The sequence below is a fragment of the Pantoea septica genome (genome assembly GCF_002095575.1).
Taxonomy (GTDB): domain Bacteria; phylum Pseudomonadota; class Gammaproteobacteria; order Enterobacterales; family Enterobacteriaceae; genus Pantoea; species Pantoea septica.
This window is the reverse complement of the sequence record NZ_MLJJ01000003.1, coordinates 95,463-120,958: the sequence shown is the minus strand read 5'-3', so window position 1 is coordinate 120,958 and position 25,496 is coordinate 95,463. Positions and strand designations below refer to the sequence as shown.

Below are 25,496 nucleotides of genomic sequence, written 5' to 3'. Positions count from 1 at the left end.
CCTTTTGCGTAGTGAACCTTACTGACTATAGCAGTCCGTAGAAAAAATCAGGGCGCGACCGGTCGGCCGGTGCGGCGATCGAGACAGCGCAGGGTATTGGCTTCCCAGTAAGCGTTAACGTTATAGCTCTTTTCGCAGGCGTCGCGGGTATCGAAGGCGCGATCCGCTTTATCGAACTCTTTCTCTACGCGGGTGTTCACCTTATGGCGCAGGTGTTGCGTGTCATTCCATTGCTCTTTGCTCTGGCGCGCCGCTTCATTACTGGCGGCGTTGTTGCCGTCTTCAATAATCAGGCGGCTGGTATTGGCGCTGGCCTGCACGGCGGTCAGCATCGCGCTGCCGGCCAGCAGCGCGGCGAACAGGGGCGGAAACAATTTTTTCATCGTCTTATCCTTCGGTTAATGCCTGGCGCGCAGGGATGGTTCAGGGTTGCGGCAGATAGGGCTTAGTATATCATCGCGCTTTATTTGCTCACCAGCGGTGGGCGATTTGTTTATCGTTGCGAGAGGATCCCATGCTGATCAAAACCGCGCTGCTTTTTTTTCTCACCGCCATCGCAGAGATTGCCGGCTGCTTTTTACCCTGGCTCTGGCTAAAGAAGAACGGCTCCGTCTGGCTGTTGTTGCCTGCCGCGCTGAGTCTGACGCTCTTTGTCTGGCTGCTCACGCTGCATCCGGCGGCGAGCGGGCGAGTCTATGCGGCCTACGGCGGCGTTTACGTGCTGACCGCGCTGCTGTGGCTACGCGTGGTGGACGGCGTGAAGCTCAGCGCATGGGACTGGAGCGGGGCGCTGGTGGCGTTTTGCGGCATGCTGATAATCGTGGCGGGCTGGGGGCGCGCCTGAGAAAAGGCCAGCCCGGCGGCTGGCCTGGCCGTGTCAGGGCTTGTGTACTTTCAGGCCGGCCTGCGTCTGGCTCACCGGCATCATCTCCAGGGTGTTGATATTGACGTGCTTCGGCAGCGTCGCAACCCAGTAAACCGCCTCGGTGACATCTTCCGCCGTCAGCGCCGTCGCGCCTTCGTAAACCTTATCCGCTTTTTCATCGTCGCCTTTAAAGCGCACGTTAGAGAACTCGGTGCCGCCGACCAGGCCAGGTTCGATATCGGTTACGCGCAGCGCGGTGCCGTGCAGGTCGGTACGCAGATTGAGGCTGAACTGGCGCACGAAGGCTTTGGTGGCGCCGTAGACGTTGCCGCCCGCGTAAGGCCAGTTGCCGGCGACGGAGCCGATATTAATAATGTGGCCGACGTCGCGCTCCACCATATCCGGCAGCAGGGCGCGGGTCATAAAGACCAGCCCTTTGGTATTGGTATCGATCATATTTTCCCAGTCTTCGACGCTGGCGCGATGCGCCGGCTCGATGCCGAGCGCCAGCCCGGCGTTATTGACCAGCACGTCGATATTGCGCCACTCGGCGGGCAGCGAGGCGACCGCTTCCTCGATCGCGGCGCGGTTGCGCACGTCAAGCTGTAGAGGATAGAGGTTCTCGCCCAGCTCCTCTTTCAGCGCCTGCAGGCGCTCGGCGCGGCGGCCGCTGGCAATCACTTTGTGACCTGTTTCAATGAATCGGCGGGTGATACTTTGACCAAAACCGGCCGTCGCGCCGGTAACAAAAATAATCATCTCACTGTTCCTTAACACGTTTTTCAGTTGACCTTTTTTCACCATACCACTTCAGCGGCGCTGCTGCGCGACAAAAGCGCCCGCGGGCTGTAAAGGAATTTTTCACGCGTTCCTCTGCGCTATTGTGGCGCGCGCTGCACCAAAGACGGGCAGAGCCGCGCGCGTCATCCGCGGCATGTTTTCAGCGCAGTTTGCCTGCCAGGAAGGCAACCGGTTGCGCATACGATACCGTTTCTGTCGCCGGGGCAAAAATGCTTTTTTCACATAACATATTGAACAGCAACTGGTTCTGGCATGCAGGTTGCAATTCAAGGTCGATCTTATGACTGTTAACCACGTCCGTGCGTGGAAGAAAGGAAAGCGTATGTCATCAACCCTTATGGCGATTCGCGCCAGCTTTTTTGACTTTACCGACGTTGCGCGGCAACCCGAGGAGATAATGGCGCAGGCGCGCTATATCGACGATGGCGTGCTGCTGCTGGAGGCGGGGCGCATCGTCGGGCTGCATGCCTGGGAGACGCTGCCGCATGCGCCAGACGATCTTATCGATCTGCGCGGCCGCCTGATTGTGCCGGGCTTTGTCGACACCCATATTCACTATCCGCAGACCGAGATGATAGGCGCCTGGGGCGAGCAGCTGCTTCAGTGGCTCAGCCAGTATACCTTTCCGGTGGAAAGCCAGTATCACTGCGCCGATCACGCCGCCGCCATGTCCGCCTTTTTTCTGCAGCAGCTGCTGGCAAACGGCACCACCAGCGCGCTGGTGTTCGGCACCGTGCATCCGCAGTCGGTAGAGGCGCTGTTCAGCGCCGCCGATGCGCTCGCTATGCGGCTGATCGCCGGCAAGGTGATGATGGATCGCCACGCGCCGGACGCGCTGCTGGAGACGCCGGAGCAGAGCTATGCCGACACGCGGGCGCTGATTGAGCGCTGGCACGGGCGCGGTCGGCTCAGCTATGCGCTGACGCCGCGCTTTGCGCCCACCTCGACGCCGGCGCTGCTCGAAAAGGTGCGTCAGCTGCGTCAGGAATATCCCGACGTCTGGCTGCATACTCACCTGAGCGAAAACCCGCAGGAGGTCGCCTGGGTAAAATCACTCTTTCCGCAGCATGACGGCTATCTCGACGTTTATCATCGCTATCAGCTCACCGGACGGCGCAGCCTGTTCGCGCACTGTCTGCATCTGGAGGATCGTGAGTGGCAGTGCCTGCATGATACCGATTCCGCCATCGCCTTTTGCCCGACCTCAAACCTGTTTCTCGGCAGCGGGCTGTTCAACCTCAAGCGCAGCTGGCAGCAGGGCGTCAGGATTGGCATCGGCACCGACGTTGGCGCGGGCACCACCTTCAATATGCTGCAGACGCTCGGCGAGGCCTATAAGGTCGGGCAGCTGCAGCAGTATCGGCTCAGCGCGGCAGAGGCGTTCTATCACGCCACGCTTGGCGGCGCGCACGCGCTCGATCTGCACCCGCACATCGGCAACTTCGCGCCGGGAAAAGAGGCGGATTTCGTGGTGCTGGATCTGGCCGTCTCGCCGCTGCAGCGGCTGCGCGTCGGCAACAGTAAAGATATCTGGGAGCAGCTGTTCGTGCTGATGACGCTGGGCGACGATCGCAACATCGCCGAGACCTGGGTGAACGGACGCGCGGTATGGCGGCGCGACGAGGCGAAAGCGTAGAGCGAGTTGTTGCGGGCGCGGCAACCTGCCAGGATGAATCTTTGCACGGTAATCAGGAGCGAGGCATGAACGTCAGACAAAATCCGTTTTTTCAGGTAAGCACGCTGCCCTGGCAGGCGCCGCCGTTTGATCAGATTCAGGAAGCGGACTTTCTGCCCGCGCTGCTGGCGGGTATCGAGGAGAAGCGTAAAGAGGTGGAGGCGATTGCGCAAAATCCTGAGCCGCCCACCTTCGCCAACACTTATGAGGCGCTGGAGCGCAGCGGACGGCTGCTTGAACGCGTCAACCTGGTTTTCGGCGCCATGACCTCAGCGAATACCAGCGATTATCTGCAGCGGGTCGATGAAGAGATCGCGCCGCAGCTGACCGCGCTCAATGATGACATCGTCCTGAACGGCGCGCTGTTCGCCCGCCTTGACGCTGTCTATCAGCAGCGCGAGACGCTGGCGCTCGATCCTGAATCGCTGCGGCTGGTGGAGGTGACCTGGCAGCACTATCAGCTGTCGGGCGCCAGCCTGGAGGAAGAGGCCAAACAGAGGCTCAAGGCGCTCAATCAGCAGGCGGCGCGCCTCAGCACGCGCTTTACCAATAAGCTGCTGGCCGCGACCAAAGCGGGCGGGCTGGTGGTGCAGCACGCCGAAGCGCTGGAGGGCCTGAGCCCGGCCGGTTTAGCGGTGGCGCAGGCGGCGGCGCAGGCGCGCGGGCTGGAGAACGCCTGGCTGCTGGTGCTGCAGAATACCACCCAGCAGCCGGCGCTGCAGGCATTGCGTTCGCGCGCGACGCGCCAGGCGCTGTTCGCCGCCTCGGTTGGCCGCAGCGAGAAGGGCGACGAAAACGATACCCGCGCGCTGGTGCTGGAGCTGGCGCAGGTACGGGCGCAGCAGGCGCGGCTGCTCGGCTTCGCCAGCTTCGCCGAATGGCAGCTGCAGGATCAGATGGCGAAAACCCCTGACGCGGCGTTCGCCTTTATGCGCCATATCGTTCCGGCCGCGCGGGCGCGCGCCGAACGCGAAGCGGCCGCCATCCAGCAGACCATCGACCAGCAGCAGGGCGATTTTACCCTGGCTGCCTGGGACTGGAGCTTCTATGCCGAGCAGGTGCGCAAAGCGCAGTACGATCTCGATGAAAGCGAGATCCGCCCCTATTTCGAACTCAACACCGTGCTGGAGAAAGGGGTGTTCTGGGCGGCTAACCAGCTTTACGGCATCCGCGTCAGCGAGCGTCACGATATGCCGGTCTACCATCCCGACGTGCGCGTCTATGAGATCTTTGATGTCGACGACGCGCCGCTGGCGCTGTTCTACACCGACTACTTCAAGCGCGATAATAAAGGCGGCGGCGCGTGGATGAGCAACCTTGTCAACCAGTCGAAGCTGCTGGCAACGCGTCCGGTGATCTACAACGTCTGCAACTATACTCGTCCGCCGGAAGGCGAACCGGCGCTGCTCAGCTGGGAAGAGGTCATTACGCTGTTCCATGAGTTCGGTCATACGCTGCACGGGCTGTTCGCCACCCAGCGCTATCCGAGCCTTTCAGGCACCGCCACGCCGCGCGACTTCGTCGAGTTTCCCTCGCAGTTCAACGAGCACTGGGCGAGCGAGCCGCTGGTGTTCCTTAACTATGCGCGTCACTATCGGAGCGGCGAGGCGATGCCGGAGGCGCTGCACCAGAAGATCGTGCGCGCCAGCCGCTTCAACAAAGGCTACGACATGAGCGAGCTGCTGGCCGCCGCGCTGCTGGATCTGCACTGGCACAGTATCAACGCTGGCGAGACGCCGCAGTCTGTAGAGGGCTTTGAGCAGCAGGCGCTGCAGAGCGACAACATGGCGCTGACGGCCGTGCCGCCGCGCTATCGCTCCAGCTACTTCCAGCATATCTGGGGCGGCGGCTACGCGGCCGGCTATTACGCCTATATCTGGACGCAGATGCTGGCGGACGACGGCTATCAGTGGTTTGTGGAGAATGGCGGGCTGTCGCGCGAGAACGGCGACCGCTTCCGCCAGATGATCCTGTCGCGCGGCAACAGCAGCGATTTGAAACAGCTCTATGAGAACTGGCGCGGCGGCGAACCCCAGCTTGAGCCGATGCTGAAAAATCGCGGCCTGGCCGACTAAACCTCAGCGGGCGCAATGCCCGCATTTTTTATCCCAGCGGACCGCCCTCGATGGTTTCGCACATGCCCGCCAGCACGCGTTCGCCGGTTTCCTGACGCAGTTCCTGATACCAGGCTGCGGTCGCCGCGGGATCTTTGCCGTGGGTCACGTCGCAGCGCTTGCGCGCTTTCAGCACCAGATCGCGGGTGCGGTCCACGCGCCGCGCTTCATAGCGCTGCAGCGCATCTTCAATGCCCAGCGAGTGTGCAGCGAGAGAGGCGGCCAGCACCAGCGCATCCTCCATCGCCGCGCAGCCGCCCTGACCAATGTCTGGCGTGGTGCTGTGCGCCGCATCGCCCAGCAGCGCGACGCGCCCGCTGACGAAGCGGCTAAAGGGGTCGATATCGTGGATTTCGACGCGGTTGGTGGTGGTGGGATCGATAGCGTCGATAAGGCGCTGCACCGGCTGCGCCCAGCCCTGGAAGTAGCGGCGCAGGTCCGCTTTTACCGTGCTGCGGTCTTCCGCGAGGCCTTTCGGCAAAGGCACGTCAAAAAAGAAGTAGAAGCGGTTGCCGCTCACCGGCATCAGCGAGACGCGTTTGCCTTCGCCGACGAAGGTGGTCCACTGATCGGCGGGCGCCAGCGCGGCATCGATTTCCACCAGGCCGTTCCAGTTGACGTAGCCGGCATAGCGGCGTTCGACTTTTTCGCCCAGCACGCTCTGGCGGATAACCGAATGCGCGCCGTCGGCGGCGATCAGCAGATCGCCCTGCGCGGCGGTGCCATCTTCGAAGAGAGCGGTCACGCCGTGCTCATGCTGTTCGACCTGCGCTACGCGTTTGCCGAAGCTGACGCGTTCGCGCCCGTAGCTGTCGATCAGCATCGCCTGCAGTTCGGCGCGCGCCACCGGCGAGGGATATTCCCCGACCTGGCGCACCAGGGGCTCCATACTAAAACGCGTCAGGGTCGCGCCGCTGGCGAAATCCTGATAGGCCATAAAGGCCATATTGCCGCTCAGGGCGCGCAGCTGCGCTTTCAGCCCCAGCGCGTTCAGGCACTTCACGCCGTTCGGCCAGACAGAGATTGCGGCGCCCACCGGCTTCATCTCTTTTACCGCTTCAAACACCGCTGTTTCGATACCCGCTTTTTCCAGCGCGAGCGCCGCGCTCATACCGCCAATGCCGCCGCCAATTACAATTGCTTTCATACCAGTCTCCTTTTCGACAGGAAAAAAGCTGCAACTTTTGTACCAACCCGGCAGCCCCCGTCAGGCGGGATTTTGACAGCGGCAACGGGGCGAGGGCGCGCCAGCATGAGACAGCAGGGCAGCAAAAATGCTTCATTTTGGTGCTTTAAAGGTCAGGTGAATCTTTCGTTTCAGACCGGCCGCTGAAATGTGACCGCCTGGCGCTTTTACGTGCGCGGCGCAGACGTATGTCCGTTCGCCAGCCATACTTAACCGGTATCGAACCCGGGGGAGTGAAAAATGAAAAGTCGTTACATCATACTGTTGCTCACCGCTTTACTGCTGGGACAGAGCGCTACCGCCCAGCCGACGGTGTCGTCAGCGCTGTTTAGCGGGCGGGCGCCCATCGCTCAGCTGACGCCGGTTGCGGCGAAGTGCGACCTCGCCAGCTGCCAGCAGAACTGTTACGTCGAGCGTTCGCACTGCAATACGCGCGGCAACGGCTCCTGCAGCAGCCAGACGCAGATCTGCGTGCAGAACTGCGCCAGCCAGTGCAGATAACGCCCGAAACGGCAAATCGACAGGTTTGCCGTTTATTGATTCAGGTTAAACCGGCCTGCCGCCGTTTCCCTTTCCTGCTGGCCATCACCTAAAATAGCTCTTTTGTGCTGCCTGAACCGGCGCTGCTGCCGGACATTCTCCGCGCCTCTTAGGGATGTTATGACTTACGTTTATCTGTTTATCGCCATCGTGGCGGAAGTGATCGCGACCAGCAGCCTCAAGGCTTCGGAATCCTTTACCCGACTCTGGCCCGCCGTAATGACGCTGGCTGGCTATGCCATCGCTTTCTATTTCCTGACGCTGGTGCTGCGCACCATGCCAACCGGCATCGCCTACGCTATCTGGTCGGGCGTCGGCATCGTGCTGATTTCCGCCGTCGGCTGGGTGGTGTTCAAGCAGAAACTCGATCTGCCCGCTATCATCGGCCTCGGGCTGATCATCGCCGGCGTGCTGGTGGTCAATCTTTTTTCCAAAACGGTGGGGCACTAAGGTAGTCTGTTTCACCTTTATCGACGGGAGATAAACGTGAAAAAACAGCTCACCGAATCGGATATTCATGAGGTGCAGACACTCCTGCAAAACCCCTGGTTTAGCGTGCGTAAAGCGCGTATCGCCCTCAGCGAAGGAGAGCCACGGGATTTCTACGCCGTGCATCATGCGCGTCCTGCGGTCGGCATTGTGGCGATGCAGGAGGAGAAGATCCTGCTGATCCGGCAGTATCGTTATCTGATCGATCGCGTGGTGTGGGCCATTCCCTCCGGCGGCGTCGACGCCGATGAGCCGCCCGCCTGCGCCGCACGGCGCGAGCTGCGGGAAGAGAGCGGCTATTACGCCGGCAGCGTCCGCGAGCTTATCCGCTACAACCCCTCCTATGGCAGCAGCGACCAGCTGTTTATTACGTTTGTCGCCACCGATCTGGAATTCGTCGGCTTGGACGAAGATCAGGATGAGGTAATGACCACCGGCTGGTTTACCCGCACCGAAATCCGGCAGCTGATCGCCGACGGCGAAATACCCGACGGGCTGTCGCTAGTGCCGCTGCTGATGCTGCTGGGAGAGCCCGCGCGCTAAAAGGGCGACCGGCGCGTGCTACTGCGCCGCGCGATACTCCGCGATCAGGGTGTTAACCAGCTCCGCCGCCGCTATTTCCCGCGCGCGCGGTGCGCCCTGGCCCGCCCACTGCGCGCCAAAGCCGTGCTCGCCCTGCGTCGCGGCCGCGGCGGCGAGCGCTTTGCCCAGCGAGTAGGCCAGCGGATAGTCCGGGATCGCGTCCCGCGAGACGTCTCGCGTCGTCCGGCAAAAGGCGTTGCTCAGGCAGCGCGACGGGCGGCCGGAAATCGCGGCGGTCATTTCGGTCTCCTGGGCCGCGTCGCTTTTCAGCGCCGCGCGCCAGGCGGCGTTGGCGGCCGACTCGGGGCAGAGCAGGAAGGCTGTTCCCAGCTGTACGCCTGCGGCGCCGAGCTTCATCATCGCGGCGATGTCGCTGCCGTCCATAATGCCGCCAGCGGCAATGACGGGAAGATCGCACTGATTGCGGATTGTCTGTACCAGCGTCCGGGTGTTCATCTGCGCATCCGCCTGTTCAGGATCGAAAATGCCGCGATGGCCGCCTGCCTCAAAACCCTGCGCCACCACGAAATCGATGCCTGCAGCGGCAATCTGGCGCGCCTCCTCAACGGAGGTGGCGCTGGCCAGGGTCAGAATGCCTTGTTTTTTCAGCCGATCTATCACCCTTTGTTCCGGCAGGCCGAAATGAAAACTTACCGCGGCGGGCGCAGCCTCAAGGATTGGCTCCAGCAGCGGGGAGCCGGCGTCGAACGTCGGGTATATTTCAGTTAGCGCGGGCGGCGGCGGGGCGCCATACTGCGCAAACAGCGGCGCAAAGCGCTCCAGCCAGGCGCGTTCGCGTTCGGCATTGCGCTGCGGTGGGGCATGACAAAAGAGATTCACGTTTATCGGCGCGGCGGTAAGCTGCCGCAGGCGCTCTAGCATGGCGTAGGCCTGAGCCGGGGTAGCGGCGCCGAGGCTGATCGAGCCCAGCGCGCCCGCGTTGCTCACCGCGGCGGCCAGTTCGGGGGTAGAGACGCCCGCCATCGGGGCCTGAATTAAAGGAAAAGCTATCTGTAACGCGCGGCAGAGTGGATTATCCATCTTCGCTCTCCTGCTGGTGGAATCGTTAGCGGGCAGCATCGCGTCGCCGCAAGGGAAACGCAACTCCGGCGCTCAACTCTGCGCGTCAGGCTGCAAAAACCAGACTGCAGCAGCTTCTGCGCCGGCGAGAGACAGCAGATGCCATAGCGAGCATAGAGAGTTTATTAGCGCTTTTAGTTACAGCATACGTAAGGCTCCTGTATAAAACCCATCATTAACCTCCATGCAAAAACCTGTGGTCTTACAGATAAAAGGGCGGTTGGCTTACCCATCCGGAAGCGCAGGGCTCCCGGATGGTTGCCACCTGTCAGACGCCATGCTCCAGCCACGCCGTAATCTGCGTCACCATTGCCTGCGTCGAGATGCCGTAGCGATCGTGCAGCGTCGGCAGCGCGCCCGCGTCGAGAAAGGCGTCGGGCAGGGCGATCTGCCGGAAACGGGGCGTCACGCCGCGGCGCAGCAGCGTCGCCGCGATGGCTTCGCCCAAGCCGCCGGTAATCGAGTGGTTTTCCGCCGTGATCACCAGCCGTCCCGCGCTGACCGCTTCGCCGGCCTCGCGCAGTATCGTCGCCTCATCCAGCGGCTTGATCACCGGGGAGTGCACCACGCCGACCTCAATGCCGCGGCTTTCCAGCTGTTCAGCCGCCTCCAGCGCGCGCATCGTCATTAAGCCGCTGCTGATAATCACCGCATGTTTTCCTGAGCGCAGCCGCTGCGCTTTTCCGTGCTGATAGCGGTAGTCATACTTGTCCAGCACCAGCGGCACCTTGCCGCGCAGCAGGCGCATATAGACCGGCCCCTGATGGTCAGCGATGGCCGGCACCACCTGGCTGATTTCCCGCGCATCGCAGGGATCGATAATCGTCAGGTTAGGCATACCGCGAAATATCGCCAGATCCTCGGTCGCCTGATGGCTTGGACCGTAGCCGGTGGTGAGCCCGGGCAGCGCGCAGGCGATTTTCACGTTCAGGTTCTCTTCGGCGATCGCCATGCAGATGAAGTCATAGGCGCGACGCGAGGCGAACACCGCATAGGTGGTGACGAAGGGCGTAAAGCCTTCGCGCGCCATACCGGCAGCGGCGCTCATCAGCAGCTGCTCCGCCATGCCCATCTGAAAGAAACGGTCGGGGAAGGCGTCGGCAAAGAGGTGCAGATCGGTATATTTGCTCAGATCGGCGGTCAGGCCGACGATATCCTGACGCTGACGCGCCAGCTCGACCAGCGCGTGGCCAAAAGGCGCAGCCTCCGTCGGCTGGCCCTCCGCGGCAATCGAGGCGATCATCGCCGAGGTAGTCAGGCGTTTTTTTAACGTTGAAGTGCTCATCTTATTCTCCCTGTTCCAGCGCAGTAAGGGCTTTATCCCACTCATCGGCGTCGACGCGGATAAAGTGGGTTTTCTCCCGGGTTTCCAGGAAAGGCACGCCTTTGCCCATTCGGGTATCGCAAATAATTACGCGCGGCTGCGCTTGCGGCCAGTCGCGCGCGGCGTCAAAGGCGGCGACCAGCGCATCGATGTCGTTGCCGTCCACCCGCTGCGCATACCAGCCGAACGCCTGCCAGCGTTCGACGATGGGCTCAAACGCCAGAATCTCGCTGCTGTGGCCGTCCGCCTGCTGGTTATTGACGTCGATAATCGCGATCAGATTATCGAGCCGCCAGTGCGACGCCGACATGGCGGCCTCCCAGGTCGAGCCCTCATTCAGTTCACCGTCGGAAAGCAGGTTATAGACCCGCGAGGTTGAGCCCTTACGCTTCAGCCCCAGGCAGGCGCCAACCGCAATGCCCAGACCGTGACCGAGCGAGCCGCCGGTGATCTCCATACCGGGCGTGTAGGCCGCCATGCCCGACATCGGCAGCCGACTCTCGTCGCTGCCGTAGGTTTCGCGTTCCGCTTCGGGAATGACGCCCGCCTCCAGCAGCGCCGCATAGAGGGCGATAGCGTAGTGGCCGATCGAGAGGTAGAAGCGATCGCGGCCTTCCCATTCGGGATCCTCGGCGCGATAGTTCAGCGCGTGGAAATAGCTCACGGCGAGCAGATCGGCGGCGCCCAGCGCCTGGCCGATATAGCCCTGGCCCTGAACCTGGCCCATCAGCAGCGCATGGCGACGAATGCGCGCGGCGCGCTGCCGTAGGGTCAGCGGCGCCGACGAAGTAAGGGTATGCATAGAACCTCCTGATTAACGATTAACGTCCGCTGCCCGAATACGCAGCACGCAGAGCGCGCCGAGCAGCAGAACCGCAGCGATAAAGTACATGCCCGACGCGGGCGAGCCGGTCAGCGTGGTAATCGAGCCGATAAGCCAGGGCGAAAAAAAGCCGGCGAGATTGGCGATGCAGTTCACCGCCGCGATGCCCGCGGCGGCGGAGACGCCGCCCAGCAGATTGGTCGGCAGCATCCAGAACAGCGACGAGGCGGAAAGAATGCCCGCCGCCGCGAGGCAGAGAAAGAACAGGGACAGCGTGACGCTGTGGCCCAGCAGGGTCGCTATCGTCAGGCCTACCATGCCGAGCACCATCGGCACGATAAGGTGCCAGCGCCGCTCGCGATGACGATCGCCGCTGCGGCCCGCCATCAGCATAAACACGATGGCGCACAGATAGGGCAGACTGGTGAGCAATCCGATATGCAGCGGCTCGCGGATGCCGGCATTTCTTACCAGCGTCGGCAGCCAGAAGGTCAGGGCGTACTGACCCATCACCACGCAAAAGTAGATCGCCGCCAGCGTCCAGAGGCGTTTGTCCGCCACAAACTCTTTAATAGTGCCGTGATGCGACTTTTGCTGGTTGTCCTCATCCAGATCGGCGCGCACCATGCGCTTTTCGCCTTCATCGAGCCAGCTCGCCTGTTCGACGCGATCTTTCAGCACCACCAGCACCACAAACCCCATTAGAATGGTCGGGATCGCCTCCAGCATGAACATCCACTGCCAGCCGGCCCAGCCGTGCGATCCGGCGAAGGTTTCCATAATCCAGCCGGATAGCGGCCCACCGATCATACCGGAGAGCGGAATGGCGACGAACCAGAGCACCGTCATGCGCGCCCGACGATGGGCGGGAAACCAGTAGGTGAGATAGAGCAGCAGTCCGGGCGCCAGTCCGGCTTCGGCAACGCCAAGCAGGAAGCGCAGCAGATAGAACTGCCACGCGGTTTCGACAAAGGCGAAGGCGCCGGAGATCAGGCCCCAGGTGATCATAATGCGGGCGATCCAGCGGCGCGCGCCGACGCGATGCAGGATCAGGTTGCTGGGCACCTCAAAGAAAAAGTAACCGAGAAAAAAGATCCCGGCGCCGAGGCCGTAGACCGTTTCGCTCAGCGAGAGATCGTCCATCATCTGCAGCTTAGCGAAGCCGACGTTGACGCGATCCAGATAGGCGCAGAGGTAACACAACATTAAGAACGGCATCAGGCGCCAGGCGATTTTGCGATAGGCGCCGTCGCGCGCAGCGACTGCCGCACCGATATTCAGCGTTGTCATGGTTATCACTCCGGGAGTGAACCAGCAGCCTGGCTGCTGGAGAAAAGGGGGACGATCAGTGGATCAGCATGCCGCCGTTTACGTCTAAGGTGACGCCGGTGAGGTAGCTGGAGAGATCGCTGGCGAGAAACAGCGCGGCGTGCGCCACGTCGTCAGCCGCGCCGAGACGTCCGAGCGGAATCGAATCGATAATGGCGTGACGGCGCTCGTCGTGCAGCAGTCCGCCGGTGATATCGGTCTGGATCAGGCCTGGCGTCAGGGCGTTGACGCGGATCTGATCCGGCCCGAACTCGCGCGCCATCGCTTTGGTCAGGCCCAGGACGCCCGCCTTCGCGGCGCTGTAGTGCGGACCGCCGAAAATGCCGCCGCCGCGCTGCGCCGATACCGACGAGAGGCAGACGATGCTGCCGCCGCCCTGACGCTGCATCGTGGGGATGACCGCCTGCGACATCAACAGCGTGCCGCGCAGGTTGACATCCAGAATGCGGTTGTAGTCTTCGAGGCCGATCTCCAGCGTTTTCACCGGCTGCGTAATGCCGGCGTTATTCACCAGCACGTCGATGCGGCCATACTCCTTCAGGACCTCAGCAACGGCGCGCTGAATCGCCTCGGCGTCGGTGACGTTGGCCGCAAGGCCCAGATGGCCCGATCCCAGCTCCAGCGCGGTGCGCTGCGCTGCCGTTTCATCAAGATCGAGCACCACCACGCGGGCGCCGTGGTGAGCGAAGCAGGCGGCCGTAGCGCGTCCGATACCGCGCTGAGACGCGGCGCCCGTGATAATCGCAACTTTCTCTTTCAGCAACATAACTGACTCCAGATTCTTTTTTTATAGGGTTCGGTATCACTACCGGCAGGGTTCATCCTCAGCATCAGAAATAGCGCGCAAAGTGGCAATGCAAAAAAATTCATTTGATGCTGAATGAAATTGTTGGTTTGATGTAGTTAACATTTTTCAATGTTTGAAACGGACATAAATCACAGAATTGTGAGCGGGAATAGTTATGGAAAAGCCAGTCAGCCAGCTTCCTTCATTAAAATCGCTGCGCGTCTTTGAAGAAGTGGCGCAATCAGGAAACGTGGCGCGCGCGGCGGAAAAATTAAATATCACCCCCTCGGCAGCGAGCCACCAGCTGGCGAAACTGGAAAAAGAGCTGGGCTCGATTCTGTTTCACCGATCGGCGAAAGGGGTAGCGTTAACTCTGGCGGGCGAGCGCTATTTAGCGGAGATTCGGCCGCTGATCCTCAGCCTGACGCAGGCGACGGCGCGGCTGCGCAATGAGAAAGATCGCAGCGCGCTGCGCATTCACTGCGCGCCCAGTTTTGGGCTGTTATGGCTGCTGCCGCGTATTCATCAGTTTCGCGAAGCGCACCCGGACATACAGGTTTCGCTCTCCTGCTCCTATGAGAACTTATCCTTCAGTCGCGATAATATTGATATTGCGGTGCGCCATGGATTTCCGGAATGGAAGGCATTTGAAATAAAGACGATTCGTCATGAAAAAATGTCGGTGCTGGCATCACCCGACTATCTGGATAAATATCCGCTGCGCACGCCGGACGAATTAAATAATCACGCGCTGATCCTTTCTGAATCGCCGTTAATTCAGTGGCCGCAGTGGTTCGCCACGCAGCAATTGCCGCAGCCGACCCAGGAGTGGCTGTTTCGCTTCGACCGATCCTATATGAGCCTGGAGGCGGCGATGCTCGGCCACGGGCTGATCTTCGAAAGCGAACTGCTGGCCGCCGACTATCTTCGCAGCGGCAAACTGATCAGGGTATTTGACGACGCCATGAGTCTGCCGGTCAGCGCCCATCACCTGGTGTATCCGCGCGGCTATGCGCAGTTCCCGCGCGTCAGTTACTTTTTACAGTGGATACAGGCGCAGCTCGACTCCTGACGCGCGGTGCTAGCCGCGATATCGGATTGCCTCGACAAAAGCGGCGAAGGCGGACGAGGTGTTGCGTCGGTTGGGATAGTAAAGGTGATAGCCTTCGAACAGCGGGCTCCAGTCGGCGAGCACTTCAATCAGGCGGCCCGCCTCGATATGGGGACGCGCCATATGCTCCGGCACACAGGCCAGGCCAATACCGTCCAGCGCGCCGTTCAGCACGTGAATAATACTGTTGGACAGCAGCGGACCGTTTACCCGAATCGTTAACTTGCGGCCCGCTTTTTCAAACTCCCACGCGTAGACGCTGCCGCCCGGCGAGTGACGGATATTAATACAGCGGTGCGCCGTGAGATCCTGTGGAACCACCGGAACCGGATGCGCCTGAAAGTAGGCGGGCGTACCAACCACTGCCAGCCGCCAGTCGGGTCCGAGGCGCACCGCAATCATATCGCGGCTGATCGATTCCCCCAGCCGAATGCCGGCATCGAAACGTTCAGTGACGATATTGGTAAAGCCGTAGTCGATGCAGATTTCCACGCTAATATCGGGATAGCTGGCAAAAAAAGCGGGCAGCGCAGGGCGCAACAGGATCTCGGCGGCGTCGTCGGAACAGGTGATGCGTATATTGCCGGCCGGGGTATTGCGTAATTCGCCAATGCGCGCAATTTCGCTGTTGATCTGTTCGAACAGGGGCGCCACGGACTGCAGTAGGCGTTCGCCCGCTTCGGTCGGCGCGACGTTGCGCGTGGTGCGCGCCAGCAGGCGCACGCCGATGCGCTCTTCCAGATTGCGAATGGTATGACTGAGCGCAGACGGACTCACACCCAGGCCAGCCGCTGCTTTGGTAAAGCTCTGCTCGCGCGCCACAGCAATAAATGCCTGAATGTCGTTCATCTTATCCCGTCCTTATTTATGATTTTAATTCACAGCGATCGGAAAATTAGCCTATTCAGGACAGGGAATCCAACGGCATTTCGCTAATCGCACGGATCATTAAAATCCACAATGCGCTGATAAAGGGCGCGGTGCGGGCGTTTTGCTAATTAATGAATTTTATTCAGCAGCATATGCGGCGAGGGCCGGTTAATCATTCCACTCTTCTCTGTAAGGATAGGGCGAAAGCAAACGCCATGAAGACCGGAGCACTATGGACATTCAGATAAATAATAAAACCGTTCAGGTCGATGCCGAAGGGGACACGCCGTTACTCTGGGTAATACGCGACGATCTGGGCATGACGGGAACGAAATATGGCTGCGGTCTGGCGCAGTGCGGCGCCTGTTCGGTCATGATCGACGGACAGGTGGTGCGATCCTGCGTGACGCCAGTCGATAAGGTCGCCGGAAAGCAGATTACCACCATTGAAGCGATCGAGAGCGACGATATGGGCAAGCGCGTCGTGGCGGCCTGGGTGAAGCATCAGGTGCCGCAGTGTGGCTACTGCCAGTCGGGGCAGGTGATGGCGGCGACCGCGCTGCTCAAGCAGAACGCCCATCCCTCAGACCAGGAGATCGCGGCGGCGATGGTGAATCTTTGCCGCTGTGGTACCTATAACGCCATTAGCGCAGCCATCCACGAGGTGGCGGGTCAGGGAGGCGACCAGTGAGAGAACAGCCCGCGTTATCGGAATTTTCCCTCGGCGAAGAGCCCGCCAACCTGTCGCGCCGCCGCTTTTTGCTGGCGTCGGGCAGCGTAGCAGGGGCGCTGGTGCTGGGCATCGGCCTGCCTGTAGGCCAGGCGCGCGCTCAGGCGGCGCAGCAGCCCCTGCCGCCCGGCACGCGCGTCCCCGCCTTTCTTGAAATCCGTCCAGACAGCAGCGTGCGCTTTCTGTCGCCGTTTATCGAAGGCGGACAGGGGATCTTTACTGCCATGGCGCAGATCGTCGGCGAAGAGCTGGATGCCGATCCCGCCACCTTTGTCGTAGAGAACGCGCCGGCCGGCGACGAGTATAAAGTTATGGAAAGCGGCATGCGCATCACCGGCGGCAGTCAGTCGGTGCGTACCAGCTACACCACTATGCGCCGTCTCGGCGCGCTGGCGCGTCATATGCTGCTGCAGGCGGCGGCCACCGCGCTGGCGGTGCCGCTCGCCTCGCTGCGCACCGAGCCGGGGAGGATAGTACACGACGCTTCAGGGCAGACGCTGACCTACGGCGAGCTGGCCAGTCGCGCGCGCGATCTGCCGGTTCCGCCTGCTGACGCAGTCAGCCTGAAAGATCCCGCACAGTTTCGCTGGATCGGCAAGCCCGTCAAGCGCCTCGACGCATGGGAAAAATCAACCGGGCAGGCCGTTTACACCATCGACTGCCGCGTCGACGATATGCTGCATGCGGCGGTGCAGCACGCGCCGCGTTTTGGTATGACGCCGGGCGCATTGCGCAACGAGGCGCAGGTCAGGGCAATGAAGGGCGTGCACTCGGTGCACCGGCTGCCGGACGCGGTGGCAGTGGTCGCAGAGCGTTGGTGGCAGGCGAAACGCGCGGTTGAAGCGATCCAGGTAGAATGGCTGGCGCCTTCCGACGCCGGGCTAATGCCGGCGAATTTCTCCTCCGACGATTTCGCCCGCAGTCTGGCGAACGAACCGGGCGACGGCCAGGAGGCGGAGGTCAAAGGCGACCTGACCGCCGGCATGTCGGCCGCTAAAACCACCCTCAGCGCCACCTACCACAGCCAGTATCTTAACCATGCTCAGCTGGAGCCGCCTTCGGCGCTGGCGCGCTTTAACGCTGACGGCACGCTGGAACTCTGGATCCCTAACCAGGCACCTGAAATGTTTCAGGGCGAGGTGGCGAAGCGCACCGGGCTCGACGCCAGCAAGATCCTGATTCACTCACCGTTACTGGGCGGCTTTTTCGGGCGTCACTTTGTTTATGACGGGGCGATGGCCTGGCCGCAGGCGGTTGAGCTGGCGAAGGCGGTCGGCCGTCCGGTTAAGCTGATCTGGAGCCGCGAAGAGGAGTTTCTGCGCGACACCCATCGCCCAATGGCGGCGGTGCGCTTTCGCGCCGGGCTGGATGACGAGGGCTATCCGCTGGCGCTGGAAGCGGTCAGCATCTGCGAAGGCCCGACCGAAGGCATCTCCGGCAAGCAGGGCGATAAGCTCGATCCCACCGCCACCGAAGGATTAACCGGCAAGTCCTATAACATTCCCCATGTGCGCATTGCGCAGATCTATAAAAAAGGGCCGGTGAAGCTGGGCTACTGGCGCTCGGTCGGCAACTCGATGAACGACTTCCTCTACGAGTGCTTTCTCGACGAGATGGCGGACCACGGCAAGCTGGATCCCTTTGAGCTACGTTTGCGGCTGCTGAAGGGCAATGCACGCCTGACGACGCTGCTGCACGCGGTGGCCGATCTCTCCGGCGGCTGGAATCCGGGCCCCTATACCGCCGAAGATGGCAGTCGGCGCGCCCGCGGCGTGGCGATGGCGTCGCCGTTCGGCACCGAGGCGGCGGCGATAGCGGAAGTCTCGATTGAGAACGGGCAGGTCAGGGTGCATCGCATCTGGGAGGCAATCGATCCCGGCAGCATCGTTAATCCGGCTATCGTCGAGGCGCAGGTCAACGGTGCGGTCGCGCTGGGACTGTCGCAGGTACTGCTGGAAGAGGCACAGTTTGAGAAGGGGCAGCCGGTAGCGCGTAACTTCGATCTCTATCCAATCCTGCCGCCGTCGCGCATGGCGCAGGTCGAGGTGCGCATTATCGAGAGCGGCGCCAAAATGGGTGGCATCGGCGAACCGCCGCTGCCCGCTGTGCCGCCAGCGGTGGCGAATGCGGTCTATCGGCTGACCGGTCAGCGAATCCGCTCTATGCCGCTTTCACGCTACAACTTTACCTGAGCTGCAGGTTCTTAAGGAAAACATCATGACCAGGAAAAGGCTTTGCCTGCTGCTGATTGCAGCGCTCATCATCGTGGCGGGTGCGCTGCTGTGGATGCTGCGCACGCCCGCGTCGCCTTTTGACAATGAAGCAAACGCCGGGGCCGCTGCGCAGCCCGAGCTTATCCAGCGTGGCGAATATGTCGCGCGTCTGAGCGACTGCGTCGCCTGTCACAGCACGCCAGAGAATGCGCCGTTTTCCGGCGGTCTGGCGATGGCGACGCCGGTCGGGAAAATCTATACCACCAATATTACGCCCGACCGGGAGAGCGGTATTGGCCGCTATTCGCTGGCTGACTTCGATCGCGCGGTGCGTCAGGGCATAGCGCAGGACGGACATCGGCTCTATCCGGCAATGCCGTTTCCCTCTTATCAGAAGCTGAGCGATGAGGATATCCGCGCGCTCTATGCTTTTATAATGCACGGCGTGCAGCCCGCCTCGCGGAAAAATCAGCCGTCAGAGATCCCCTGGCCGCTCAATATGCGCTGGCCACTGGCGCTGTGGCGCGCCGCTTTCGCCAGCGGCCAGCCCTGGCAGACGGTGGCGAACCGCGACGCGCTCTGGAACCGCGGCGCCTACCTGGTGGAGGGCCCCGGCCACTGCGGCAGTTGCCATACGCCGCGCGGCCTGGCCTTTAACGAAAAAGCGCTGGATGCGCGCAGCCCGGACTACCTGGCGGGCGCGCTGCTTGACGGCTGGTATGCGCCCAGCCTGCGCGGCGACGCCAGCACTGGGATAAGCCGCTGGAGCGAAGAGGAGGTGGTAACGTTTCTGAAAACCGGACGCAACGCCCACGCCGTGGTGTTCGGCTCGATGACGGATGCGTTCAACAACTCCACCCAGTTTATGCGCGACGACGATCTGCGCGCCATCGCGCACTACCTGAAGTCGCTGCCGCCGGGCAGCAACGATAACGGCACCGCCTGGCATTACGCGACGAGAAGCGAACAGGGCGCGCGCCATCCCGGCGAGCAGACCTTTATCGCGCGCTGCAGCAGCTGCCATGGTGCCGACGGACGCGGACAGGCGCCGTGGATCCCGCCGCTGGCAGGCGCCACCTCGATGCAGGTCGATGCCTCTTCAGCGATCAATATCGTGCTGAACGGCTCCGCCCGTGTGGTTGCCGGTGGCGTGCCGGACGCCTATCGTATGCCGCCATACCGCAAACAGCTTTCCGATCGAGAGACGGCGGAGGTGCTCAACTATATTCGCTCCTCCTGGGGCAACAGCGGCGCGCAGACAGAGGCGAAAACGGTAGCGGAAATGCGGCGGCATACCGATCCCGCCAGCAGTAACCCCATTATTTTGCAGATGCGTTAGGCCTTACCGAGGAGCGCCATTTGGCTTCACAAGGACGCTCCTCGGCTATTAATGAATTTTATTCACAATTACATACAGTTTATCCAGGTTAATTCAGGCTGACAGTTTGGGTAGCATCTTACGGCATTGAAACTCATGGATTAACGTATGACGACTATTACAACGCACTCTGCCTCGCGTTCCCACGCCGCGTGGGGCGCTATCTTCTCTATGGCGCTCGGCGTCGTGGTGCTGATCGCCTCGGAATTTATGCCCGTCAGTCTGCTGACGCCGGTGGCGCAGGATCTGGGCATTAGCCAGGGGCAGGCGGGTCAGGCGATCTCCGTCAGTGGTTTTTTCGCCGTGCTGACCAGCCTGCTCAATACGCCGTTAACCGGCCGCTTCGACCGCAAAAAAGTGCTGATCGCCTTTACGCTTTTACTGACAATTTCCGGTCTGACTGTCACATTTGCGCCAGACGGACTAGTTTTTATTGTCGGACGCGCGCTGCTTGGCGTGGCGATAGGCGGATTCTGGTCGATGTCGACGGCGACCATCATGCGCCTCGCGCCGCCGCATGCCGTGGCGAAAGGACTGGCGCTGATTAACGGTGGCAACGCGCTGGCGGCCACCATCGCCGCGCCGCTGGGCAGTTTTCTCGGTCAGTATATCGGCTGGCGCGGGGCATTTTTTATCGTCGTGCCGCTGGCCGTCGGTGCCTTTATCTGGCAGTGGCGGGCGATTCCGTCGCTGCCTGCGCAGGGCGATAACCACACCGCGAACCCGCTGCGCCTGCTTGGCTTGCCGCACGTCGCGGCGGGCATGGCCGCGCTGCTGACGCTGTTTATGGGGCAGTTTGCGATTTTCACCTATCTGCGCCCGTTTATGGAGTCGGTGACGGGAGCCAGCGTCAGCGAGCTTTCGTTTATTCTGCTGCTGTTGGGCGCAGCGGGACTGGTGGGAACCTGGTCGGTCGACCAGCTGCTGCAGCGACATCTGTTTCGCTGGCTAATCCTGATCCCGCTGGCGATGGCGGCGATGGCGGCGCTGCTGATCTGGCAGGGGCATTCGCTGTTGATCACGGGCGCGCTGTTAGCCGCGTGGGGCCTGATCTCCACGCCTGCGCCGGTCGCATGGGGGTTATGGCTGAGCCGCGCGCTGCCGGAAAACGCGGAGGCGGGCGGCGGCCTGATGGTCGCCGTGATCCAGCTGGCGATCACCCTGGGCGCGGCGCTGGGCGGCGAACTTTTTGACGCAGTGGGTTGGTGGAGTCCCTTCGCCTTTGGCCTGGCGCTGCTGCTCTTTTCGGCGATCTTTGCCGTGCTGGCGAGCCGCCGCGATCGTTACCGACATGCCGTACGCTAAGGCGACATTGTCGACTTTATTACCGCCAGGGCAAGCGCCCTGGCTTAACCGTTGCCGGAGGCACAAGGTCATGCACAACCTTGATATGCAGGTATTAAAAGCAGGATTGCAGTGGGTTGACGCGCATGAAGTATGGCTTTGTACGGTGCTCTCTACCTACGGATCGTCGCCGCGGCCGCCCGGCGCGATGATGATTATCCGTAAAGAGGGGCATCACTGCGGTTCGCTTTCAGGCGGCTGCATTGAAGAGAGTTTTATCGAACGCATCGATCGCAACGCCTTCCCGGACGCCAGCCAGGTGGTGCGCTACGGCGAGGGCGGATTTGAGCCGGACAGGGCGCTGCCGTGTGGCGGCGTACTCGATATTCTGGTGGAAAAGCTGTCGCCCGGCGCTCAGAGTCGCGCCTATTTGCAGAGAATGCACGATGCGCTGGTCGCCGCCACGGCGGTGAAAAAGAAAATTATTCTGCCGCATCCCTGTCATGTGCTGGAGCCAGCCGCCTATACCAACAGCACGCTGACTTACCGCGACGGCGCCGCTATTACCCTGACGCTCTCCACCGCGCCCAGGCTGGTTATCGGCGGACTTTCCAGCGTCGCGGTGTTCTGCGCCAATTTTGCCGTCGCGCTCGGCTTCGAAACCATCGTGTGCGAACACCGGGACGAAGCGCTGGAGAATATGGCCGCTCTGCTGGACGCGAACGTCAGGCTGGTTAAGCAGTTTCCCGCCGTTTATCTGGAGCGGGAAGGTTGCCATGCCGGGACAGCAATCCTGTCGCTTACCCACGATCCGCGCATTGACGATCTCACCATGATGGAAGCGGTCAACCTGCCGGCGTTCTATATCGGCGCGATGGGATCGAAAAAGAACAGCCTGAGAAGAAAAGCGCGGCTGGGAGAGTATGGCGATCTCACGCCGGATCAGATCAATCGCATTCACGCGCCGGTCGGGCTCGATATCGGCAGTAAAACGCCGTCGGAGATTGCGCTGTCGGTGATGGCGGACATCGTGCGCTACAAAAACGGCTGCGTAGAGGCGGTTGAGCCGGCCCTGGCAGAGCCGTGGGAGCAGGGCAGTTTGATATGAGAATCGCCATTCTGGTGATGGCGGCCGGCTTCAGCCGCCGCTTTAAAGCGAGCGGCGGGGAGCATAAGCTGCTCGCCTTGCTGAACGGCAAGCCGGTTTTGCAGCACACGCTGGAGCGTGTTGCCGCCACAGGGCTTGACGTTTTCGTGGTGACGCGGCCGGAAGACAGGGCAATTCATGCGCTGATTCCCGCTGGCTGTGCGGTTATCTGCCGCAGCGCGGGCATCGGCGACTCTATCGCTGCGGGCGTGAAAGCCGCAGCGGAATACGACGGCTGGATGATTACGCTGGGCGATATGCCGTTTTTAACCGTGGAGAGCCTGCTGGCCGTGGCGGATGCGCTGCATCGCGCGCCGCTGGTTCGGGCGGAAGTCGAAGGCGTGCCTGGGCATCCGGTGGGATTTCAGCGCGCGTTCTTTTCCGCGCTCGCCAGTCTGAGCGGTGACAGCGGCGCGCGCGCGGTGCTTAACAGCGCGCCGTGTCAGGCGGTGACGTTAGCGGATAAGGGATGTCTGCTGGATATTGATACCCGTTCAGATCTTCAGCGTAGTGCTGCGCTGTAATCGCTCAGCCAGCGAGTGGAGCGGGGCAAAGAACGATAAGGTTTTTCATGCAATCAATAAGTCTGCAAAACAGATATCGCTCGACAAATGAGAACACTCTCGCAACCTGGGCGAAAAACGCAGGAATTGGGGAGATCCGCGAAGAAAACTACTACGACCCCGTAAAACTCTCGCTTGCAGCAGGAATAAAGCCGCCTGTTTCCCGCTATGTATCACGCCTTATTGATGAATTGAACGACATTACAAAAGACGATCCATTAGCCGATACGCTGCCAGCGCACGGCTTTCATTTTACTTTCCTGCCTTTGACGCTGCCGCTTTATCACCTGAACGAGCAACTACCGACAAAAATAGAGCAATTAACAACTATCTGGGGTGAATTCGATGCGAAAATGATTACTATCAGGCATCTTCGGTTAGTTGCGTTGCCTGGTCAGCTGTTGCTTGCGGGAATTCCTGAGCGGCCTGCAGTCGCTATGCGTCAGACGTTCTGCGAGAGGGTTCTAAATTCTCAATGGAAAAATGAGTTGCTGATGCGTCATGACAACATCTCATTGCCAGCGCCATTCTGGCACAGCACGGTTCTACGCTACGGCGCGTCTTTTTTACCTGAAAGGCTACGTCAGTTTTTTTTGGAACGTCAGGCGATTAATTTTGGCGATGCTGCTGGCGAGCTGATATTGGCAAGGTGCAACTATAACTGGACAACATGCTTTTCATTGGAAAGTTAACCAAGGCAATATGGCGAGGAATGCCCAAAGCAGACAGGATGATTAAGCAACAGGTGTGTTATGGTAAATTAGGCCTCAATGGAGCTATACAGGATAGGATACTCAGGATGAGTAAGCGATCAGATATTATTGATGGTAGAGATGCAAGCGCAGCTAAGTACGGAATAGTTTATACGGAAGTACTTGGCTGGGTGGACTTGGGGCATGCCCAAGGGACAGATATTCGAGAACTTTTGAGATTAATGTTGCAGGGTGAATCATCGAAAAATGAATTTTATGATGTCAGGTATGCACAGGGAATGACGTCTCCCTTTGGATTGCTGCGATCAGGTAAAGTTATGACTTGGCGCATTCGTAAAGGGCGGCCTTACTGGGAACAGAAAAGCATAGCTCTGGCGATGATGATGGCTATGGCTCGCAAGTTTGAGGCATTCCAAGGGGTATTTCCCAATAATTTAGTGACGGATAGTGGCTTCAGCGGTGAGGATTTGGTCTCCGATTTGTTGGGGTTTTATCGTGCAGTATCGATTCAGAATCCTTTCCCTCAGCTCCGGCCTGTTAGCAAGGAGGAAGCCCTTAAGCGCTGGGACTACTATGGTAAAATCGGCAATTGGAAGAATGAGACGTTTCAGCCTCTACTATTTCCTGATCCGGAAAAGTTTCCGCACACTCGCCCCCGTAAAGGAGTATTACCGCCGTTTATGCGAACGGTAGTCCCCTATAACGATTTTTTGTGCGGGAACGTGATTCTGCCGCAGCATGATGGGACGTTTGTGATACTTGGTGCCAACAATGGCAGGATGGGATTATGAGGAAAGCCATCGTCGCCCTAATTAGTGTGGTTGTCATCGCGGGTATTTCGCTAGTTGTCGGCTGGCCGTATGTAAGGATGGAGTTTGCCAGCAGCGCATATTATACCGAGCAAAATAAACGGGCGTATGAATATTACACACCAGAATTATTAAAGAAAATACCAAGAATATCAAAAAATTATAGTTTTGAATTTGGAAGGATTACGGGTACGGAAGCTAATGTTTTTACCGTAAAGTTTTATGGGGCTAGTGAAGCTCGTAGTATTAGGAACTACCTAAAATCAGAGGGGTATGAACTTCAAGCCTCTTGTGACATTGAAGCCGAGTGTTGGAAAAGCCGAGTGACCAATGATGAAGTCACGGTCGGTAATATTCACTCTCAAAAAGGAGTGTTTGTGCAGATATATCGACGTTTATATTCGAGCCAATAATCTGGGTGCAGATAAAGATCCTCCCTGAGCGGTATTGAGGGGAATGGTCAGAAAAATCAGTGCTTTTACTGGTCGGGCTATCCCTGTGCTGGTTTGGATTATTCTGGCATCCGATGTCTCACAAATCGCGTTCTGCACGGTTAAAGATTGCAACCGCATTGCCAAAGGAGATGACAAGATAGGGTAGACATTGTCGAAAAGCGTATTTATGAGCTTGTTAAACCGTGGAATGTTACCGCCTTTTATGCGCACGGTAGTTCCTTATAACGATTTCCTGTCTGGAAACGTCATTCTACGTCCGCACGATAAGACTTTTGTTGTTTTAGGCTCTGGTAACAACAGGATGGGGTTATGAGGCGAAATTTAGTTAGTGTCGAAATTTATCGACGTAAGCATGCTGACTAAATCGATATGCTCATTGAGTCTGCCTGAGCTGGCCGCGGTTGTATGAATGATTCACGCCGGAGGGCTGCTTTTCGCTCTCTGAGCCATTGGTGCACATAATGTATATTATGTTAAATTAGATATTGCTGATGATCAGGATGCTAAGCTCATACGGTTTCTCTCTTCCCTCTTTTCTTCTTATAAGTTAAACACCGCAAATCTGCCACAGCGCCGTTCGTGATGTCGGCTATTGCCCTTGATAATGCGCCTGCAGACCACCGCGTAT

General features: G+C 59.9%; 25 protein-coding genes and 1 pseudogene. 17 read left to right on the top strand and 9 right to left on the bottom strand.

From position 1 onward, the window contains the following. Window positions 1-47 precede the first annotated feature (47 nt). Window positions 48-383 (bottom strand): DUF1283 family protein, encoded by a 336-nt coding sequence (locus HA46_RS02590; RefSeq protein ID WP_033790054.1) that lies wholly within the window; start codon window positions 381-383, stop codon window positions 48-50. A gap of 131 nt (window positions 384-514) precedes the next feature. Between HA46_RS02590 and HA46_RS02585 the strand changes: the two genes are divergently transcribed. Further along, entirely contained in the window at window positions 515-844 is a 330-nt protein-coding gene (locus tag HA46_RS02585) for a YnfA family protein (protein ID WP_084882088.1), read from the top strand. 33 nt (window positions 845-877) lie between these two features. On the opposite strand, the gene ydfG is transcribed toward HA46_RS02585, so the two are convergent. Then, window positions 878-1,624: a bifunctional NADP-dependent 3-hydroxy acid dehydrogenase/3-hydroxypropionate dehydrogenase YdfG gene (gene ydfG / locus HA46_RS02580; protein ID WP_033790053.1), complete on the bottom strand. Its 747-nt coding sequence runs from the start codon at window positions 1,622-1,624 to the stop codon at window positions 878-880. A 364-nt stretch (window positions 1,625-1,988) separates the two neighbouring features. Here ydfG and guaD point away from each other — a divergent pair, with 364 nt between their 5' ends. Then, complete coding sequence (gene guaD, locus HA46_RS02575) at window positions 1,989-3,302, top strand: guanine deaminase (RefSeq protein WP_084882087.1); 1,314 nt, start codon at window positions 1,989-1,991, stop codon at window positions 3,300-3,302. Window positions 3,303-3,367: 65 nt separating this feature from the next. Continuing rightward, window positions 3,368-5,416: a peptidyl-dipeptidase Dcp gene (dcp, locus tag HA46_RS02570; RefSeq protein WP_084882086.1), complete on the top strand. Its 2,049-nt coding sequence runs from the start codon at window positions 3,368-3,370 to the stop codon at window positions 5,414-5,416. A 28-nt stretch (window positions 5,417-5,444) separates the two neighbouring features. Here dcp and hpxO read toward each other — a convergent pair whose 3' ends face one another. Continuing rightward, window positions 5,445-6,602 carry an FAD-dependent urate hydroxylase HpxO gene (hpxO, locus tag HA46_RS02565; RefSeq protein ID WP_033790047.1) on the bottom strand — a complete coding sequence of 386 codons (1,158 nt, stop codon included), beginning with the start codon at window positions 6,600-6,602 and terminating at the stop codon, window positions 5,445-5,447. A 279-nt stretch (window positions 6,603-6,881) separates the two neighbouring features. On the opposite strand from hpxO, the gene HA46_RS02560 reads away from it, so the two are divergent. The 3 genes from HA46_RS02560 (at window position 6,882) to HA46_RS02550 (ending at window position 8,213) form a co-directional block, all read left to right on the top strand. Then, entirely contained in the window at window positions 6,882-7,142 is a 261-nt protein-coding gene (locus HA46_RS02560; RefSeq protein ID WP_084882085.1) for a hypothetical protein, read from the top strand. Window positions 7,143-7,301: 159 nt separating this feature from the next. Then, entirely contained in the window at window positions 7,302-7,631 is a 330-nt protein-coding gene (locus tag HA46_RS02555) for an SMR family transporter (protein WP_033790043.1), read from the top strand. Between the two features lie 36 nt (window positions 7,632-7,667). Next, the gene (locus HA46_RS02550; RefSeq protein ID WP_084882084.1) at window positions 7,668-8,213 is read left to right on the top strand and encodes an NUDIX domain-containing protein; all 546 of its coding nucleotides are present in this window, start codon (window positions 7,668-7,670) and stop codon (window positions 8,211-8,213) included. An 18-nt stretch (window positions 8,214-8,231) separates the two neighbouring features. On the opposite strand, the gene HA46_RS02545 is transcribed toward HA46_RS02550, so the two are convergent. The 5 genes from HA46_RS02545 to HA46_RS02525 form a co-directional block, all read right to left on the bottom strand. Continuing rightward, complete coding sequence (locus HA46_RS02545) at window positions 8,232-9,293, bottom strand: NAD(P)H-dependent flavin oxidoreductase (protein WP_084882083.1); 1,062 nt, start codon at window positions 9,291-9,293, stop codon at window positions 8,232-8,234. Between the two features lie 307 nt (window positions 9,294-9,600). Beyond that, complete coding sequence (locus HA46_RS02540) at window positions 9,601-10,617, bottom strand: transketolase family protein (protein ID WP_084882082.1); 1,017 nt, start codon at window positions 10,615-10,617, stop codon at window positions 9,601-9,603. 1 nt (window position 10,618) lies between these two features. Then, a complete protein-coding gene (locus HA46_RS02535; protein WP_084882081.1) occupies window positions 10,619-11,458 on the bottom strand; it encodes a transketolase in 840 nt (279 codons plus the stop codon). Between the two features lie 12 nt (window positions 11,459-11,470). After that, a complete protein-coding gene (locus HA46_RS02530) occupies window positions 11,471-12,769 on the bottom strand; it encodes an MFS transporter (RefSeq protein ID WP_084882080.1) in 1,299 nt (432 codons plus the stop codon). A 55-nt stretch (window positions 12,770-12,824) separates the two neighbouring features. Next, entirely contained in the window at window positions 12,825-13,574 is a 750-nt protein-coding gene (locus HA46_RS02525; RefSeq protein WP_084882079.1) for an SDR family NAD(P)-dependent oxidoreductase, read from the bottom strand. A 196-nt stretch (window positions 13,575-13,770) separates the two neighbouring features. Here HA46_RS02525 and HA46_RS02520 point away from each other — a divergent pair, with 196 nt between their 5' ends. Then, on the top strand, window positions 13,771-14,667 hold the full coding sequence (locus HA46_RS02520) for a LysR substrate-binding domain-containing protein (protein WP_084882078.1): 897 nt from the start codon (window positions 13,771-13,773) through the stop codon (window positions 14,665-14,667). 9 nt (window positions 14,668-14,676) lie between these two features. On the opposite strand, the gene HA46_RS02515 is transcribed toward HA46_RS02520, so the two are convergent. Then, the gene (locus tag HA46_RS02515; RefSeq protein ID WP_033790027.1) at window positions 14,677-15,555 is read right to left on the bottom strand and encodes a LysR family transcriptional regulator; all 879 of its coding nucleotides are present in this window, start codon (window positions 15,553-15,555) and stop codon (window positions 14,677-14,679) included. 253 nt (window positions 15,556-15,808) lie between these two features. Between HA46_RS02515 and HA46_RS02510 the strand changes: the two genes are divergently transcribed. From HA46_RS02510 to HA46_RS21515, 10 genes and pseudogenes are all read left to right on the top strand, one after another. Then, window positions 15,809-16,267, top strand: coding sequence for a (2Fe-2S)-binding protein (locus tag HA46_RS02510; protein ID WP_084882077.1), 459 nt, complete (start codon window positions 15,809-15,811; stop codon window positions 16,265-16,267). After that, on the top strand, window positions 16,264-18,498 hold the full coding sequence (locus HA46_RS02505; RefSeq protein ID WP_084882076.1) for a xanthine dehydrogenase family protein molybdopterin-binding subunit: 2,235 nt from the start codon (window positions 16,264-16,266) through the stop codon (window positions 18,496-18,498). Before HA46_RS02510 ends, HA46_RS02505 begins: the two co-directional genes overlap by 4 nt. A 25-nt stretch (window positions 18,499-18,523) precedes the next feature. Then, complete coding sequence (locus HA46_RS02500; protein WP_084882075.1) at window positions 18,524-19,858, top strand: cytochrome c; 1,335 nt, start codon at window positions 18,524-18,526, stop codon at window positions 19,856-19,858. Window positions 19,859-20,005: 147 nt separating this feature from the next. Beyond that, on the top strand, window positions 20,006-21,202 hold the full coding sequence (locus HA46_RS02495) for an MFS transporter (protein WP_208857388.1): 1,197 nt from the start codon (window positions 20,006-20,008) through the stop codon (window positions 21,200-21,202). Window positions 21,203-21,272: 70 nt separating this feature from the next. Next, window positions 21,273-22,289 (top strand): XdhC family protein, encoded by a 1,017-nt coding sequence (locus tag HA46_RS02490; protein WP_084882074.1) that lies wholly within the window; start codon window positions 21,273-21,275, stop codon window positions 22,287-22,289. Beyond that, on the top strand, window positions 22,286-22,852 hold the full coding sequence (locus tag HA46_RS02485; protein WP_084882073.1) for a nucleotidyltransferase family protein: 567 nt from the start codon (window positions 22,286-22,288) through the stop codon (window positions 22,850-22,852). Before HA46_RS02490 ends, HA46_RS02485 begins: the two co-directional genes overlap by 4 nt. Before the next feature lie 47 nt (window positions 22,853-22,899). Then, the gene (locus tag HA46_RS02480; RefSeq protein WP_084882072.1) at window positions 22,900-23,583 is read left to right on the top strand and encodes a hypothetical protein; all 684 of its coding nucleotides are present in this window, start codon (window positions 22,900-22,902) and stop codon (window positions 23,581-23,583) included. Window positions 23,584-23,690: 107 nt separating this feature from the next. Continuing rightward, window positions 23,691-24,395, top strand: coding sequence for a hypothetical protein (locus HA46_RS02475; protein ID WP_084882121.1), 705 nt, complete (start codon window positions 23,691-23,693; stop codon window positions 24,393-24,395). Continuing rightward, on the top strand, window positions 24,392-24,826 hold the full coding sequence (locus HA46_RS02470) for a hypothetical protein (RefSeq protein ID WP_084882071.1): 435 nt from the start codon (window positions 24,392-24,394) through the stop codon (window positions 24,824-24,826). Before HA46_RS02475 ends, HA46_RS02470 begins: the two co-directional genes overlap by 4 nt. A 43-nt stretch (window positions 24,827-24,869) precedes the next feature. Further along, window positions 24,870-25,013 (top strand): annotated as a pseudogene (locus HA46_RS21515) (STM2901 family protein); the annotation flags it as partial. Window positions 25,014-25,496: the final 483 nt, after the last annotated feature.

What these genes read in the sequence shown, in the direction of transcription:
- HA46_RS02590 (WP_033790054.1), bottom strand. Translation starts at nt 383, where the DNA reads ATGAAAAAATTGTTTCCGCCCCTGTTCGCCGCGCTGCTGGCCGGCAGC.
- HA46_RS02585 (WP_084882088.1), top strand. Translation starts at nt 515, where the DNA reads ATGCTGATCAAAACCGCGCTGCTTTTTTTTCTCACCGCCATCGCAGAG.
- ydfG (WP_033790053.1), bottom strand. Translation starts at nt 1,624, where the DNA reads ATGATTATTTTTGTTACCGGCGCGACGGCCGGTTTTGGTCAAAGTATC.
- guaD (WP_084882087.1), top strand. Translation starts at nt 1,989, where the DNA reads ATGTCATCAACCCTTATGGCGATTCGCGCCAGCTTTTTTGACTTTACC.
- dcp (WP_084882086.1), top strand. Translation starts at nt 3,368, where the DNA reads ATGAACGTCAGACAAAATCCGTTTTTTCAGGTAAGCACGCTGCCCTGG.
- hpxO (WP_033790047.1), bottom strand. Translation starts at nt 6,602, where the DNA reads ATGAAAGCAATTGTAATTGGCGGCGGCATTGGCGGTATGAGCGCGGCG.
- HA46_RS02560 (WP_084882085.1), top strand. Translation starts at nt 6,882, where the DNA reads ATGAAAAGTCGTTACATCATACTGTTGCTCACCGCTTTACTGCTGGGA.
- HA46_RS02555 (WP_033790043.1), top strand. Translation starts at nt 7,302, where the DNA reads ATGACTTACGTTTATCTGTTTATCGCCATCGTGGCGGAAGTGATCGCG.
- HA46_RS02545 (WP_084882083.1), bottom strand. Translation starts at nt 9,293, where the DNA reads ATGGATAATCCACTCTGCCGCGCGTTACAGATAGCTTTTCCTTTAATT.
- HA46_RS02540 (WP_084882082.1), bottom strand. Translation starts at nt 10,617, where the DNA reads ATGAGCACTTCAACGTTAAAAAAACGCCTGACTACCTCGGCGATGATC.
- HA46_RS02535 (WP_084882081.1), bottom strand. Translation starts at nt 11,458, where the DNA reads ATGCATACCCTTACTTCGTCGGCGCCGCTGACCCTACGGCAGCGCGCC.
- HA46_RS02530 (WP_084882080.1), bottom strand. Translation starts at nt 12,769, where the DNA reads ATGACAACGCTGAATATCGGTGCGGCAGTCGCTGCGCGCGACGGCGCC.
- HA46_RS02525 (WP_084882079.1), bottom strand. Translation starts at nt 13,574, where the DNA reads ATGTTGCTGAAAGAGAAAGTTGCGATTATCACGGGCGCCGCGTCTCAG.
- HA46_RS02520 (WP_084882078.1), top strand. Translation starts at nt 13,771, where the DNA reads ATGGAAAAGCCAGTCAGCCAGCTTCCTTCATTAAAATCGCTGCGCGTC.
- HA46_RS02515 (WP_033790027.1), bottom strand. Translation starts at nt 15,555, where the DNA reads ATGAACGACATTCAGGCATTTATTGCTGTGGCGCGCGAGCAGAGCTTT.
- HA46_RS02510 (WP_084882077.1), top strand. Translation starts at nt 15,809, where the DNA reads ATGGACATTCAGATAAATAATAAAACCGTTCAGGTCGATGCCGAAGGG.
- HA46_RS02500 (WP_084882075.1), top strand. Translation starts at nt 18,524, where the DNA reads ATGACCAGGAAAAGGCTTTGCCTGCTGCTGATTGCAGCGCTCATCATC.
- HA46_RS02495 (WP_208857388.1), top strand. Translation starts at nt 20,006, where the DNA reads ATGACGACTATTACAACGCACTCTGCCTCGCGTTCCCACGCCGCGTGG.
- HA46_RS02490 (WP_084882074.1), top strand. Translation starts at nt 21,273, where the DNA reads ATGCACAACCTTGATATGCAGGTATTAAAAGCAGGATTGCAGTGGGTT.
- HA46_RS02485 (WP_084882073.1), top strand. Translation starts at nt 22,286, where the DNA reads ATGAGAATCGCCATTCTGGTGATGGCGGCCGGCTTCAGCCGCCGCTTT.
- HA46_RS02480 (WP_084882072.1), top strand. Translation starts at nt 22,900, where the DNA reads ATGCAATCAATAAGTCTGCAAAACAGATATCGCTCGACAAATGAGAAC.
- HA46_RS02475 (WP_084882121.1), top strand. Translation starts at nt 23,691, where the DNA reads ATGAGTAAGCGATCAGATATTATTGATGGTAGAGATGCAAGCGCAGCT.
- HA46_RS02470 (WP_084882071.1), top strand. Translation starts at nt 24,392, where the DNA reads ATGAGGAAAGCCATCGTCGCCCTAATTAGTGTGGTTGTCATCGCGGGT.